Here is a 16,002-nt window from a genome sequence, read left to right on the forward strand (position 1 = left end):
AATACCTACTTACTTCTCTCAATCGTAAATTGAACCAAACCCGCTAAGGATTGTCTAAAAATAGTATCAGGGAAAGTATTTAAAATATTATGTGCTTCTGTAACAATGCTTTGCATAACCTGTGTAGCATATTCAATGCCTCCAGATTTTTTCACAAAATCAATTACTTCAGCTACTTTTTTAGGATTTTCCGATTCGTTTTTTATCGTATTAATTACTCGACGCTTTGTTAACCAATCAGCCTGATTTAGAGCATAAATCAGCGGTAAAGTCATTTTCTTTTCTTTAATGTCAATTCCTAAAGGCTTCCCGATTTCAGCGTCACCATAGTCAAATAAATCATCTTTGATTTGGAAAGCTACACCCACTTTTTCGCCAAATAATCTTGCTTTTTCAACAGTTTCATCGTCTGCTCCAACCGAACTCACGCCCATAGCACAACAAGCAGCAATCAAAGTAGCGGTTTTTCTACGGATAATCTCAAAATAAACATCTTCGGTGATGTCTAATTTACGAGCTTTTTCCATCTGCATTAGTTCGCCTTCAGCCATTTCTTGAATTGCATTTGAACCAATCTTCAATAACTCAAAATCGTTATTATTTACCGATAACAAAAGTGACTTTGATAATAAATAATCACCAACTAAAACGGCTATTTTGTTTTTCCAAAGAGCATTTACCGAAAAGAATCCACGCCGATAATTGGAGTCATCCACCACGTCGTCGTGTACAAGCGTTGCGGTATGTAAAAGTTCGATGAGAGCAGCACCACGATACGTTTTTTCGGTAATTTCACCACAAAGTCCTGCCGTCAAGAATACAAACATCGGTCTTATTTGTTTCCCTTTTCGTTGGACGATATAGTTCATAATCGTATCCAACAACATTACTTTGGTTTTCATCGACTGCCGAAACTTCCCTTCAAAGGCTTTCATTTCTTCGGCAATAGGAGCTTGTATTTCTTTAATTGATAAACTCATTATTTCTTAATTAGGAGCGGTTCACCGCTGCAGCATAAATTATCAAGTATTGAGGTGAATTATTATTCTGACTTAAAATAATACTCGTCAACAACCAATAATTAATAACCAATAACTGATAACAATTCGCAAATTACACTTTTCTACAAAAACTTGTATCTACTATATGTTTATTAACTTATTTTTATTTTTTTAGTTCGATATTTAATGGAAAAGTCTGTAAGTTTATACATCATAAAACTGTAAACCATAACTGTTGAAAATCACAATAGGTAAATAAGATATAATCAAATGAGTAAAATTTTAGTATTGGCAGGAGGTTCTGTCAAGGGAGCATATCAAGCGGGTGTGGTTAGAGCAGTTTTTGAATCAGGTTTTCGTCCTGATGCTATCTATGGAATATCAGCAGGAAGTATGAATGCTTCTTATTTGGTGAATGATTTTGGCTTGCAGTTTATGAATAATAATGGAAGTGTTGACTATGCCCAAAGTTCCGTTGACCTTTGCGATTTTTGGATTAATAATATCAATACGCCCGATAGCCTTGCTCTTAGAAGAGGTACGTATGATTTGGGAATGAGTGCCATACGTAGAAATTTTGAGGGATTATTGGACACTACGCCACTTCGAGAAATTCTTCATAATAATATTCATCTTCGAAATCTTAATGCCAGCCCTATTCAATTAAAAGTGGGTGCGGTAGATATTATCAATGGTAGTATTGTATATGCAGACCCAACTTATGACCATTTTCTGGATTATATAATGGCATCTTCTGCCATTCCGATTTTAATGCCTGTGGTAAATATTGGAGGATTACGTAAAATGGCTTTTTTGGATGGTGGTATGCGTGATGTTGCTCCAATTAAAAAGGCTATTTCTGACGGAGCTACCGAAATTATTTGTATCGCTTGTCATACAAGAAATATTGATGGGGGATATTTTCCGTATGGAAATCTTTTGGCATTAGTTGACCGAGTAATGGATATTGCCGTGAATGAATGTCTTAATGCAGATTTGGATTGGGCTGAATTCAGAAATGAATGTTTACCAATAGATGGCTCAGAGGGTGAATTTGGTATTTTGAAAGGACAAAAACGAATCAACTTAAAAATCATTCGCCCACATAAAACCTTAAATATTGATATTCAAGACTTTGACCAAGAAGATATTCAAAGACTTATTTTCTTGGGTTATCAGCAAGGGAGAGAGGAAATGAAAAGCATAACGTAGATACAAGGCATTACCTTGTCTCACTCTTGAGAGGTATTACCTTGCCTTGTCTAATTCCAATCTTTGGATTCTTACATAAAATAAAAGAGACAAGGCATTGCCTTGTCTCTACTGATTAAACCGACATAATATCTTTTTCTTTATCCGCAAAAGTAGATTCCACTTTTGCAATATAACTATTGGTCAATTGTTGGATGCGTTCTTCGCCTTCTTTGATGGCATCTTCCGATGCTCCATCATTTTTCAATTTCTTGATGTTATTATTAGCATCTTGACGGACGTTACGAACATTAATTTTTGCCGTTTCTATTTCTCCTTTTACTCGCTTTACTAATTCTCTACGACGTTCTTCTGTCAGTGGAGGAATATTCAGACGAATATTTTCACCATCATTCATTGGTGAAAGTCCAATATTTGAATTACGAATTGCCTTTTCACATTCTTGAATCATTTTCTTTTCAAAAGGCTTTACCAAAATTGTTCGTGCATCGGGTGTACTGATGGATGCTGCCCCTGTGAGTGGAGTCATCATTCCATAATAATCAACCTGAATACCATCAAGCATTGAAGGTGTTGCTTTTCCTGCACGAATTTTTGATAATTCAATGGCTAAGTGTTTCAACGCTCCGTCCATTGTTTCTTTGGCAGCGTCAATATAAAATTCTATTTCCTCCATTTTTCAATGAGTGATTTGTGAATGAGTGATTAATTAAAATAATTAAGTAGGGTTAGGATTTATATGTTGGATTTAGTGTTGAAACTTGCTATTAATCAAGTAATTACAACATAATCAAACACGATATAAATTCTAAAACCTATTTAATTATTAACTGATAAGCGTTCCTACTGAATCGCCTTTGGCTAAATTAACAAGGTTGCTTGGCTTATTCATATCAAATACGATGATAGGAACTTCGTTTTCTTGACATAAAGTAAATGCCGTAGTATCCATGATTTTTAGACCTTTCGAGATGGCTTCAGCAAAGGAAAGACTTTCGTATTTTGTAGCAGTTGGGTCTTTTTCTGGGTCGGCAGTATAAACGCCGTCAACTCTTGTGCCTTTCAAAACAACTTCTGCTTCAATTTCAACTGCACGAAGGGCAGCGGTTGAATCGGTTGTGAAATAAGGGTTTCCTGTTCCTGCTCCGAAGATTACGATACGCCCTTTCTCTAAATGTCTCATTGCTCTACGACGAATGAATGGTTCGCAAACGGCATCCATCTTGATAGCAGTCAATAGACGAGTGAACATTCCGTGCTTTTCAAGAGAGGCTTGAATTGCCATGCCATTAATAACAGTAGCAAGCATTCCCATATAGTCACCTTGCACACGGTCGATACCAACTTTAGCAGCGGCAGCACCACGAAAAATATTGCCTCCACCAATCACAATTGCGATTTCTACGCCTAAATCTTTTACTTTTCTAATTTCCTGAGCGTATTGCTCTAAGATAGAAGGGTCAATAACTTCGCCGCCAGCACTAAGGGCTTCGCCTGATAATTTAAGAAGAATACGTCTGTATTTGGGTTTGTCCATGATGTAAGGTTTTTTGCGGAGGCAAAGATAGGAAAAAGGATTGAAAGGAGAAAAAGAGGATTTAGATAATAGAGGTTAGATTTTTTTAGAGGATAGAGATTAGAGGTCAGAGTTTAGATGATAGAGGTTAGACAGAGTATAGAGTTTAGATTATAGAGGTTAGAGTTTAGATGAGAGAGATTACAGGATTGATATTTGATGAAACTATTCTCTAATATCTGTTCTCTATTCTCTATTCTCTAAAATCTATTCTCTGAAATCTAAACTCTACCCTCTAATTTCATTCAAATTCAATAAGAATTTGATTTTTTTCTACGTTTTGTTTTGGTAAAATTTTAATGGCTTTAACCGTTCCATCGCCAACGGCTTTTAGGATATTTTCCATTTTCATAGCCTCCAAAATTAGGATGGTATCGCCTTTTTTTACCACATCACCCACTTTTACTTTGATGTCCACAATTAAACCTGGCATGGGTGCTTTGAGGTCGTTTACTTTTGTCGCATTGGCGTTGCTCATTCCCAATTGGTCAAGCAAAATGTCAAAACGGTCTTTTACCGAAACAGAATATTTATTTTTATTTATCTTAATTAAAAATGATTTTGATTGATAATCAGTCTCTAAAACCTCTGCATTAAATGAGCGATTGTTGTAAAGAATATGAAAATTTCTATCTTTAACTTCAACCATATCCCAATTGAATGGCTGACTATTTACCATGATTCCAGATTTATCTGACTGAATATCAAAGGTTTGGTTGTTGACTGTTGCTTTGAGCATTGTTGGTTTTTGAATTAAGATTTATTCACCAAATATACACCAACTAAAATTATTCCCATACCTAAAAAGTGCTGAATTTGTATAGTTTCTCCGTCGAGAATTCCCCAAATAATTGCTACAATCGGAATAAGATAAGTTACCGAACTTGCCAAAACCGCACTGGTCATTTGTATAAGTCTATTGAACAAAACCATCGCAATAGCTGACCCCATTACACCTAAAAGAATACCGTATAAAAGTGGTTGTATTGCTTCTGGATTTTGAACTTTTTGGACGAAATTCCCACTGAATAGGACAATGAGAGCTATTGGTCCAATGGTCGTAAATATGAAAGAGGTAATCTGGAATGGAGTGAGGTCTAAGCCTGTCAAATATTTTTTAGTAATGTTGAGATTTAATCCATAAAAAACCGTTGCAGCTACTACGTACAGAGCATAAACGTTAAAATTGAGCCCTTTTGCTCCTGCCAAAATCAATAACAAAGCTCCGATAAAACCCAAAACAATACCAATTGTCTGTTTAGACGTGATTTTATTACCAAAGAAAAGACCACCAACAATAAGCGTAAAAAGGGGAGTAGTCGAGTTTAAAGCACCTGAAACACCACTGTCTAATTTTGACCCTGCTAAAGAAAATAAATAAGCAGGAAATAAATTGCCCAAACAGCCAACTAATAAAAAAATGTGAGCCTTTTGAAAAGGAATTTTTTTGAGGTTAATTAAAACGAATGGCAAAAAGAAAAGAAATGCCGCCGCTATCCGTAATGAACCTACTTGTGAGGCATCAAAAATAACAAGACTTTTCTTAACAAGAATAAATGAACTGCCCCAGATAACGGCTAATAAAGCTAATAAACTCCAAGCTAAAGTGGGATTTTGAAGTTTTGAAGTGGTTTGTTGAGTAGTATTTTTTGTTTCCATAAAAATATAACCCACTCAATTTCAGTAAAGTTTCATATTGGTTGATTGGTTATTAGTAGATTGGTTATTGGTTACTGGTAGATTGGTTACTGGATAATATTAATTTGAAAAAAAACGATATTTAGGGAATCTATAATTACAAAAAGCACTTTTTTATAACCAATAACCAATAACCAATAACCAATAACCAATAACCAATAACCAATAACTCACTTCGGACAACGATTTCCCCATTTTTTTAATTTCGGAAATTCACTTTTCATAAAACAAGTTGTTAGTCCAAATTGCAGAAGAGAAGTGCTATTAAATCCAGAAGAAGTTGAGATGAATTCAAAGTGAAAACCTGCTGTTTGAGTAACCATCGTTCGTAAACCAATAAAAATACCAACGGCTGGATTAAAACTTCCTTGAAATACTTCTCCACCCACAAAAGCACCAATGTATGGGTCAAAATTCCCTCCAGAAGCATCAACCGCATAGCCAAAATGTTGGTATCCTCTCAGTGACAAATGGTTATAATTATCGAAAACCTTTATAAACCGATAAGCGTGTAAGCCCAAGCCATAGAAATCACTATTGGGCAATCGTTTCTCAAAAGTTACACTTAACAAAGTTGGAGTTGTGGAAAGAATTTTATCTGATTTTTCGAGATTTTGGTCTGCTCCGTATGAAAAACTTAGGTACATAGGTTTTTCGCTCTGAGCTTTTAACACCAGAGAATACATTGAAAATAATAGAGAAAGTAAAAAGCCTCTTTTCACGATAGAGTTTATAAATATTGCTTCAATGTGATGAAGTAAGGAAGAAAAGCGAAAAATCAAAAACTGTATTATTTGACAATAATGGCGTAACAGATTTGAATAATGGTTTGGCAGACTCTTTACAAAATAACATCAAAATCACGGATAAAAGAAAATTTCCCTCACGAAAAACCTTAATTCACTCCTCAAATCATGGAGTTCATCTGAAAACCATTCCATAAAACTTGTTTCTGCCCTTATTTTGAATCAGAAATTAAACAAATACGCTGATGAAAACGCTTACAAATTTACTCGCCCTATTTTTTATATTAACTACCGCATACTCTTTCGGACAAACAACTCTTAAAGGTAAAGTTGTCGATGAAAAAGGACTGAGTTTACCAGGGGCAAATGTCTCTTTAAAAGGCTCTTATGATGGAGCAACTGCCGATGGAGCAGGTAATTTTCAGTTTAAAACTACCGAAAAAGGAGAACAAATTATCCAATCTTCTTTTATAGGTTATGAGGCTTATAGTCAGACTATTATCTTGAAAAATGGGTTGATGGAATTGACCGTAAAAATGAGAGAAACCGCCAATGAATTGAATACAGTTACGGTAACAGCAGGAACTTTTGAGGCTTCAGACGAAAAGAAAACAACCTTAATAAAACCTATCGACATTGTAACAACTGCGGGCGGAGGAGCAGATATTACGCAAACCATGACGCTTTTAACACCTGGTTCTCAACGAAATGGAGAATCAACAGGGATGTTTGTGCGTGGCGGTTCTGCTCAAGAATCTAAAATTTTGATTGATGGAATTACCGTTCAAAATGCCTACAATACGGCTTCGCCAGATGTGGCTTCTCGCTCACGTTTTGCACCCTTTCAGTTTAAAGGTTCAGCGTTTTCAACGGGTGGATATTCGGCTCAATATGGTCAGGCTTTATCGGCAGTTTTACAAATGAATACTACCGATTTAGCTACTGAATCGGGTTATGTCATCAATGCAAATTTGGCTCAATTGTCAGCAGGATATACCCAATTGACTGATAATCATTCTATAAATGGAACAGTTGCATACAGTAATCTTACGCCATTATTTTCAATTTATCCGCAAAATATTGAATGGAAAAAAATCCCTGAGCAATTGAATATTTCTACGTCTTACCGCTTAAAACCATCATCGGGAGAAAACTTTAAATTCGATGCTATTTATGGAAAAAGTGTTTCTGGAATGATGTTTAAAAATGCTGAAAATAACAATGTTTTAACCGAATTTGGCATAAAAAATGATAACCTTTTTCTAACCAGTAGCTACCAAAAAGCATTAGATAAAGATGCCAATTGGGTTTTGAAATCTGGAGCTTCCTATTCGTATAATTTTGATGATTTAAAGGCTGGCACATCTACTTTTGGTAAGACAGAACAACGCTCACAATTACGGGCAACTTTAACCCATTCTTTTGCAGAAAATAACAATATCTTGTTCGGAACAGAAGGGCATTCAGCCAAATACGATTTGTTAGTACAGCAAAATGGTGAAAAAAATAATAATACTTTAGTTGATAATTATGGTGCTTTATTCTCAGAATCAGAGTTTTACATTACTCGTAAATTAGCTGGTAGAATTGGTGTTAGAGGGGAATATTCTTCTTTAGAATCGGGTTTCAACTTAGCTCCAAGATTTTCGTTGGCTTATAAAACTGGGCAATATTCGCAGGTATCAATGGCAGGCGGAAAGTTCTATCAAACTCCAGATTATAGATATTATTTCTACAACAAAAACTTACAATATGAACAAGCTACTCATGCCGTTTTGAACTACCAAATCATCAAAAATAAACGTACTTTCAGAGTGGAGGGTTACTATAAAAAATACGAAAATTTAGTAAGAGAATACCCAAGTACAACAGGTTATTTTGATGCAAATCCACAACGCTTTCCGAACGGGAAAACGGATAATTCGGGGCATGGTTTTGCTCAAGGGGTGGATGTATTTTTTAGAGATAGCAAAACTGTTAAAAACGGAGATTTATGGGTAAATTATAGCTATTGTGACTCGAAGCGATTATTTGGTAATTACATAGCAGAAGCACAGCCAACGTTTGTTTCCAATCATAATTTGAATGTGGTTTACAAGCATTTTATCGCCAAACCAATGATGACTATTTCGGGAACATACTCGTACACAAGTGGTCGTCCGTATTACAATCCCAATAATGCCAATTTCTTGTCAGAACGCACTCCAGACGTACATAATACCAGTGTTTGGCTCAATTATTTAACCAATGTCAAAGGGAATTTTATGGTCATTTATTTATCGGTAGATAACATACTCGGCACTAAAAACGTCTATAATTATCGCTATTCAACTGACGGAAAAACTCGCACCGAAATAACGCCAGCCGCCTACCGCACCATCATGATTGGCACATACATTACCATTTCTAAAAAGAAAGTTTTGCCAGAGGATATGAGAAAGAATTAGGTGGTTTCACGATATGATTTGACAAAATATAAACCCTTCCAAATGTTAAAAACTTGGAAGGGTTTAATATTTAAAATGTTGTACTTTTGAGGAAATGTAAATTGGTAAACTCCCATGCAAACAATCACAAGTCAAAACCTCACTGTAAAAATCAACCCGAAAGGTGCTGAATTAGTTAGCCTTTTCAACCACGAAAATCAAACAGAATATATGTGGAGTGCTGACCCCAATTTTTGGGGTAAATCCTCGCCCGTTTTGTTTCCAATTGTGGGTTCGTTAAAAAATAATGTTTATCGCTTTGAAGGGAAAGAATATACTTTGCCCCGTCATGGATTTGCTCGTGATAGAGAATTTGCCGTTGAAAAATCTTCTGAAAATAGCGTAACTTTTTTACTCACTCACGACGATAATTCCCTGAAAGTTTATCCCTTCAAATTTGAGTTTCGGTTGATTTATACTTTAATCAATAATACACTTTCTGTTACTTATGCTGTAAAAAATATTGGCGAAGGAGAAATGTTTTTCTCTGTGGGTGGACATCCTGCTTTTGCCGTTCCTTTGGCTGAGAATACCAATTATGATGACTATTATTTGAAGTTTAATAAAACGGAAACATTTAAGCGTTGGGGATTGACTAATGAAGGTTTAATTGAAACACAACCTTTTGATTTTTTGATAAAAACCAATATTTTACCTTTGACCAAAGAACTATTTTATGACGATGCCATTGTCTTTAAAAATCTTGAATCTACATCAATTACGCTTAAATCTGACAACGTAAATCAGCAATTGCAGTTTGACTTTGAAGGATTCCCATTTTTAGGAATTTGGGCAGCAAAAAATGCAGACTTCGTATGTATTGAGCCTTGGTGTGGCATTGCAGATGCGGCTAATCATAACCAAGAATTGACAGAAAAAGAAGGGATAATGTGTTTAATTGCTAATGAAATTTTTGAAAAAACATGGTGTGTGACTGTTTGATGGAAGTTCGTTATTGGATTTTTGAGACAGTAAAATAAGCCGTACTTATCAAACCTCCATCACTTGATAATATAAACTAATTCAGTACATTCTTAGCTATTTTTTCTGGTAAAAGTGACAATATGGGCAAATATGCTATAAAGGGGCTTTTGACCCTTAAAAGTTAAATAATTATGGAGAATTAAGATAAAACAGATATAAAATATAATTTTAATCGGTATCGTGTTGTACATTTGCAGGGTACAACTTTAATAAACTTCTCGCAAAATAATTACCCCATGAGCCAAAAACCAATCCGAAAACAGGATGCTTTAGATTATCATTCTAAAGGTCGTCCTGGAAAAATCGCCGTTATTTCCACTAAAGAAACTGAAACTCAACGTGACCTTTCCTTAGCTTATTCTCCAGGTGTTGCCGAGCCATGTTTGGAAATTGCCGCTAATAAAGAGAATGTCTATAAATACACTGCCAAAGGTAATTTAGTAGCCGTTATTTCTAATGGAACAGCCGTTTTAGGTTTGGGAAATATTGGTCCAGAAGCCTCAAAACCTGTAATGGAAGGCAAGGGCGTTTTATTCAAAATCTTTGCAGATATTGACGTTTTTGATATTGAATTAAATACGGAAGACCCAGAAGAAGTAATCAGAACAGTTAAGATTTTAGAGCCAACTTTTGGAGGTGTAAACTTAGAAGATATTAAGTCGCCTGAGTGTTTTGAGATTGAGGAAAGACTACGTAAAGACCTCAATATTCCAATCATGCACGATGACCAACACGGTACTGCCATTATTTCGGGAGCTGCTTTGTTGAATGCATTGGAAATTGTTGAAAAGAAAATTGAAGACTGCAAATTTGTGGTATCGGGTGCTGGTGCGGCGGCATTGTCTTGTATGAAATTGTATTTAGGACTTGGAGCTAAAGTTGAAAATCTTTTGATGTTTGACAAAGATGGTTTAGTCTCAAAAAGCCGTACCGATTTGAATAAATATGTTCAACCTTTTGCTTCAGAACGTACCGATATTCATTCACTTTCTGATGCAATGGTGGGTGCAGACGTATTTTTGGGTTTATCAGTTGGAAATATTGTTTCGCAAGATATGATTAAATCTATGGCAAAAGATGCCGTAGTTTTTGCAATGGCAAACCCAACGCCAGAGATTTCTTATGAAGATGCCGTAGCCGCTCGTGAAGATATTATCATGGCAACTGGGCGTTCTGATTATCCAAATCAAGTGAATAACGTTTTAGGTTTTCCATATATTTTTAGAGGTGCGTTAGATGTCCGTGCCACTGAAATTGACGAAAATATGAAAATGGCTGCAGCAAAAGCATTAGCTGCCTTAGCCAAAAAGCCCGTTCCAGATATTGTAAATTTGGCTTATAATGAAAAAAATCTCACTTTTGGAAGAACCTATATTATTCCAAAACCTGTTGACCCACGCCTTATTACAACGGTTGCTCCTGCGGTAGCTCGTGCAGCGATGGAGTCAGGTTTGGCTCAAAATCCAATTACTGATTGGGATGCTTACGAATTGGAATTAAGCAAACGTTTAGGACTCGACAATCAGTTGATGAAATATATCGTCAATCGTGCGAAGCGTTCTCCAAAACGTGTTGTCTTTGCTGATGCAGAAAATTTGAAGGTATTGAAAGCCGTTCAGCAGTCGAAAGACGAAGGTATTTGTATTCCGATTTTATTAGGGGATGTCCAAAAAATCAAAGGAATTATCGAAACCAATAGCCTCGATTTAGCTGATGTTGAGATTATTGACACTCGTTCTCCAGAAACTGCGGAACGTCTAAAACATTACGGTGATTTATTCTTTGAGAAAAGAAAACGTAAAGGATATAACCATTACGAAGCTCATAAGCAAATGCAGGTTCGTAGCTATTTCGCTTCAATGATGGTGGAAACTGGTGATGCTGATTGTGTGATTTCTGGCTTGACTCGTAATTATCCAGATGCTATTCGTCCTGCTTTACAAATCATTGGTCGTGAAGATGGCGTGAAAAAAGTATCGGGTATGTATATTTTGCTCACGAAAAAAGGACCAATATTTTTCTCAGATACAACTATCAATTTCAATCCAACGGTTGATGATATTGTAGAAATTACAGAATTGACGGCAAAAGCTGTTGAACAGTTTAATTTAAAGCCAAGAATTGCCTTATTGACGTATTCTAACTTTGGTACTGCCAATGGTGACGATGCCGTGAAGATGCGTGAAGCAACGGCTATTTTGCAGAAAAAACACCCTGAAATGATTGTGGAAGGTGAAATGCAAGCTCACTTAGCCTTTGATAATGAGTTGATTAAGGAAAATTATCCATTCTCTAAATTGGCGGAAGAAGGTGCAAATACGCTTATCTTCCCGAATCTATCTGCTGCCAATATTGCTTATAACTTATTGAAAGAGACTTCGGATATTGAATATATTGGACCCATTTTATTAGGACTTCGTAAACCTGTACACGTACTACAATTAGGTTCATCAGTTCGTGAAATTGTCAATATGGTGGCAATTGCCGTTGTAGAAGCACAAGGAAAATAAGAGGTCGTAGGTATGAGGTCGTAGATATGGGGAGTATAATTTTATACCTCATACCTACGACCTCATACCTATTTAACTATTCAAACAAATCTCCCAACAAAGCCAAATACACTCCGTACCAATCTGAACCTAAATGCTGATAACGGTGATAATTTCCTCTGTAAAAATTCCTTAAAATAGGAAATAATCGCTTCCATCTATTTTCTTCCAAATTTCCTCTTACTTGATAATGTTCGGCAATAGTTTGTAACGCTTTTGTCCGATTTTTCAGTTCTGGATAATTTTGATGAACATGGTTGAGGAGGTTGGTATATAATAATTCTTTTTCGAGAAAAGGCTTTAGTTTTTCCTGTCGTGGTCGTGAAATACGTGATGAAACATGAACTTTTTCCCGTTCCTTTTCCACAATTCCTACCTGTTGATTATCATGTTGTCTGTACAAAACCAAAGGTTCATTGATAAAACCAATTTGGTTGGTCAAAGAAGCTAATAGGGCAATCCAGCCATCATGAATAAAATCGGGATGAATGTGAGTTGGAAAAGGAATTGCTTTTTTGGCGAATGATTTTCGGATGGCAACGGTACAACCTGTAACTCTATTACTAATTAATAGAAGTTCTAACGCCTTTCCTTTTTCCCAAAGTGATATTTCTTCATCTTCAAAACGAATTTTCTCCCACATGGTTAAGTTCAGGGATTGTAAATTTTCATCTACAATTGCTGCATTAGAGAAGACAACATCTTGTGTAGGATGTGTTTCTAAATAATTGACTAACTTTTCAATTTTATTGGGTAGCCAGTAATCGTCTTGGTCGCAAAGAAAAATGAAATCACCTTTACAAATACTGATGGCGTATTCAAAATTTTTAACAGTGCCAAGAGCAGGAATATTCTGATAAAACTTAATAGGTAATACCTCTGAAAATTGTTTAATTATTTCAACGGTTTCATCTGATGAATTATCATCACAAACAATTATTTCATTTGGTTTGAGTGATTGTTCTTGAATGCTTCTTAATTGTTCGCCAATAAATTTACCACCATTGTGAGTACACAGGGCAATCGAAATTGTTGAAATGTGTGTCATGGTGTTATCATTTTTAGTGGTTTTTAATTTTTAGTGGTTGCAAGTAATAATAAACTATCTATAATTTGTCAGTTGATTAAGTACACTGTTTAATAAGTTTTCTGAATAATTTTCATCCTAAAATGTTTGATTGGAGAACTTATTAAACAGTGTATTAAGTATGTATATTTTAACCAAAATATTACTCATTTTTATGATAATGTATCCATAAGATTTTCCCATTTAAGGTACATTTTTGATGAGTCAAAGTCTAATGCTCTTTTTCTCATTGTATCCTTGTTAATCTCAATGCGACCTTCCATCAAATCAATCATCGAATTTACTAAATCCTCCACATTCCAACTTTCAACAATCTTACCCATTCCTTCCAACATAATATCAACTACACCACCTGAATTGAAAGTAATAATAGGTTTTCCCAGATAAGCAGCTTCAACATTAACCATGCCAAAGGTTTCTTCGTGTGAAGGTAACAAAAAAGCATCTGCTAAATCAAAGTAATCGTAATATTCGGTACTCAATGCTCCAGTTAAAAGAACATTATTGCATTGATAATACGTTAATTCCTTCCTAAAGTAATATTCTGCGGCACTTCCCGTTTTTCCTCCCATCCAAATAAAGTAACAATTTTTGCCTTTTTCTCGCATCAAACGAACAATCTTTGGAAGATAATCAATGCCTTTTCTATAAATTAAACTACCAGATATTGCCCAGATATAAGCATCTGTTGGAATATTTAGTTTAGATAGAAGGACTTTTTTATTAGACTCTGAAGGACGGATACTTTGTAAGTCAACGAGTGGGTATAGAATTTTGACGTTGTTTGCTTCTAATATTTCAAGAGAATGCCTTCCTGCTTCCGACGAACACAAAGTCATCTCAGCGTTAAGCATCGGTTTTAAATCTTTTTCTGCTAAAGATTCATAAAGCAAATAGGGCATTTCTGAAATATGAGAAATGATTTTTACGCCTAATTTTTCAGCAAGTTCAACAAAATGTCCTGAAAGATTGGTGTTTAAATACCAATAATCGGGTTTAAACTGCTGATGAATTTTTATGAGATTTTTTTCATAGACTGAATAGCCAAATTTAGTCAATAATTTCTTAACTAAAAGAGAAACCCCTGAACAATTGAATGGCGAAGTATAGTATGGAATATGAGCAGGTAAATCATCTTTGAGGCTTCCAACTTTATCGCTATAAACGGCTACTTGAAATTTGTCAGTATTTAGATGCTTGAAAATATTCCATATCAACATTTCAGAGCCTGTTCTACCACCAAAAGGTGTGAAAAATAATATTTTCTTCATTAATTTTTAGAACAGTTGTATTATTTTAATAAATCAGCAATGGCTATTTCTACTTTTTCAAAACCAAATCTGCCTAAAACTTCTTGCATCATATTAGTAATTTGAGGATTGCACAAATTGCCAATACTGCCTTCGTGGGTGTGATTTAGATTTCTATTTGGCGAATATGTTCCTCCATTAATTTCATTTCCAATGATTTTGTATGCTTCACGGAAGGGAACTCCCTGTAAAACCAATTCATTGACTCTTTCTACTGAAAATAATAAATCGTACTTTGGGTCATCTAAAATTCCGTCTTTCACTTCAATATTCGAAAGCATGAAATAAGTCATGTCTAAGCAATTCAAAATTTCGTCAAAAGCAGGCATTAAAACTTCTTTCAAAATTTGCATTTCACGGTGATAACCCGACGGAAGATTTCCCATAACCAATTGGATTTCATTGGGTAAACCTTTCATTCTGTTGGTTTTTCCTCGCAATAATTCCGCCACATCTGGATTCTTTTTATGGGGCATTATTGAACTTCCCGTAGTCATTTCATCGGGTAATTTAATGAAACCAAAGTTTTGGGAATTGTACAAACAAATGTCCATCGCCAAACGTGAAAGCGTTGAGGCAACCTGTGCAATGGCAGTAGTGGCGAATAACTCTGTTTTTCCCCGAGACATTTGTGCATACACAACATTGTAGTGAAGTTCTTGAAAACCAAGTAGTTCAGTCGTCATCGTGCGGTTCAAAGGAAAAGAAGAACCATAACCAGCACCCGAACCCAATGGATTTTTATTGGCAATTCGATATGCCGTTTGAAGCATTTCGGTATCATCAACCAAAGCCTCAGCATACGCCCCAAACCATAAACCAAAACTTGATGGCATCGCAATTTGAAGGTGCGTATAACCTGGCAGAAGCACATCTTTGAATTTATCGCTTAAAGAAATCAATAACTCAAATAAGCGATTGGTGGCTTCTGTAACTTCCTGCAAACGTGAGCGAGTGAAGAGTTTTAAATCTACCAAAACTTGGTCATTACGTGAACGCCCTGAGTGGATTTTTTTGCCTGCTTCGCCTAATTTGCGAGTTAAAAGAAGTTCTACTTGCGAGTGTACGTCTTCAATTCCTTCTTCAATCTCAAAACTTCCCGATTGAATTTCAGCATAAATATTTTTTAACTCTTGTTGAATTTCTGTTAAGTCAGCTTCTTCTAAAAGTCCAATACTCGCCAACATTTGAGTATGTGCCAATGACCCCAATACATCAAAAGGAGCGAGAAGTACATCAAATTCGGGGTCACGCCCAACGGTGAATTTTTCTATTTTTTCGTTTACCGAAACGTTATCTTTTTGCCAGAGTTTGCTCAATTTTTTCTTGTTTTAAATTTCATTCAAAGATAAA

At 35.5% G+C, this 16,002-nt stretch carries 14 protein-coding genes; 5 read left to right on the forward strand and 9 right to left on the reverse strand.

Going from position 1 to position 16,002, the window contains the following annotated elements; genetic code table 11:
- Nucleotides 1–5: 5 nt before the first annotated feature.
- Complete coding sequence (locus VB796_RS07015) at nt 6–980, reverse strand: polyprenyl synthetase family protein (RefSeq protein WP_323345808.1); 975 nt, start codon at nt 978–980, stop codon at nt 6–8.
- 291 nt (nt 981–1,271) lie between these two features.
- On the opposite strand from VB796_RS07015, the gene VB796_RS07020 reads away from it, so the two are divergent.
- The gene (locus VB796_RS07020; RefSeq protein ID WP_323345809.1) at nt 1,272–2,213 is read left to right on the forward strand and encodes a patatin-like phospholipase family protein; all 942 of its coding nucleotides are present in this window, start codon (nt 1,272–1,274) and stop codon (nt 2,211–2,213) included.
- Between the two features lie 115 nt (nt 2,214–2,328).
- On the opposite strand, the gene frr is transcribed toward VB796_RS07020, so the two are convergent.
- From frr to VB796_RS07045, 5 genes are all read right to left on the reverse strand, one after another.
- On the reverse strand, nt 2,329–2,889 hold the full coding sequence (gene frr / locus VB796_RS07025; protein ID WP_323345810.1) for a ribosome recycling factor: 561 nt from the start codon (nt 2,887–2,889) through the stop codon (nt 2,329–2,331).
- Between the two features lie 150 nt (nt 2,890–3,039).
- A complete protein-coding gene (gene pyrH / locus VB796_RS07030) occupies nt 3,040–3,750 on the reverse strand; it encodes a UMP kinase (protein ID WP_323345811.1) in 711 nt (236 codons plus the stop codon).
- Nucleotides 3,751–4,030: 280 nt separating this feature from the next.
- Nucleotides 4,031–4,528: a biotin/lipoyl-containing protein gene (locus VB796_RS07035; RefSeq protein WP_323345812.1), complete on the reverse strand. Its 498-nt coding sequence runs from the start codon at nt 4,526–4,528 to the stop codon at nt 4,031–4,033.
- Between the two features lie 14 nt (nt 4,529–4,542).
- Complete coding sequence (locus VB796_RS07040) at nt 4,543–5,448, reverse strand: DMT family transporter (RefSeq protein ID WP_323345813.1); 906 nt, start codon at nt 5,446–5,448, stop codon at nt 4,543–4,545.
- 209 nt (nt 5,449–5,657) lie between these two features.
- Nucleotides 5,658–6,134 (reverse strand): hypothetical protein, encoded by a 477-nt coding sequence (locus tag VB796_RS07045; RefSeq protein ID WP_323345814.1) that lies wholly within the window; start codon nt 6,132–6,134, stop codon nt 5,658–5,660.
- 92 nt (nt 6,135–6,226) lie between these two features.
- Between VB796_RS07045 and VB796_RS07050 the strand changes: the two genes are divergently transcribed.
- The 4 genes from VB796_RS07050 (at nt 6,227) to VB796_RS07065 (ending at nt 12,213) form a co-directional block, all read left to right on the forward strand.
- Complete coding sequence (locus tag VB796_RS07050; RefSeq protein WP_323345815.1) at nt 6,227–6,430, forward strand: hypothetical protein; 204 nt, start codon at nt 6,227–6,229, stop codon at nt 6,428–6,430.
- 48 nt (nt 6,431–6,478) lie between these two features.
- Nucleotides 6,479–8,680: a TonB-dependent receptor gene (locus VB796_RS07055; RefSeq protein WP_323345816.1), complete on the forward strand. Its 2,202-nt coding sequence runs from the start codon at nt 6,479–6,481 to the stop codon at nt 8,678–8,680.
- Nucleotides 8,681–8,794: 114 nt separating this feature from the next.
- A complete protein-coding gene (locus tag VB796_RS07060) occupies nt 8,795–9,661 on the forward strand; it encodes an aldose 1-epimerase family protein (protein ID WP_323345817.1) in 867 nt (288 codons plus the stop codon).
- Between the two features lie 278 nt (nt 9,662–9,939).
- The gene (locus tag VB796_RS07065; protein ID WP_323345818.1) at nt 9,940–12,213 is read left to right on the forward strand and encodes an NADP-dependent malic enzyme; all 2,274 of its coding nucleotides are present in this window, start codon (nt 9,940–9,942) and stop codon (nt 12,211–12,213) included.
- A 76-nt stretch (nt 12,214–12,289) separates the two neighbouring features.
- On the opposite strand, the gene VB796_RS07070 is transcribed toward VB796_RS07065, so the two are convergent.
- The 3 genes from VB796_RS07070 to argH form a co-directional block, all read right to left on the reverse strand.
- Entirely contained in the window at nt 12,290–13,300 is a 1,011-nt protein-coding gene (locus VB796_RS07070) for a glycosyltransferase family 2 protein (RefSeq protein ID WP_323345819.1), read from the reverse strand.
- Between the two features lie 191 nt (nt 13,301–13,491).
- Complete coding sequence (locus VB796_RS07075; RefSeq protein ID WP_323345820.1) at nt 13,492–14,610, reverse strand: glycosyltransferase family 4 protein; 1,119 nt, start codon at nt 14,608–14,610, stop codon at nt 13,492–13,494.
- Between the two features lie 20 nt (nt 14,611–14,630).
- A complete protein-coding gene (argH, locus tag VB796_RS07080) occupies nt 14,631–15,968 on the reverse strand; it encodes an argininosuccinate lyase (protein ID WP_323345821.1) in 1,338 nt (445 codons plus the stop codon).
- Between the last annotated feature and the right edge of the window lie 34 nt (nt 15,969–16,002).

The sequence above is a fragment of the Arcicella sp. LKC2W genome, assembly GCF_034931005.1.
In the GTDB taxonomy this organism is placed as follows: Bacteria; Bacteroidota; Bacteroidia; order Cytophagales; family Spirosomataceae; genus Arcicella.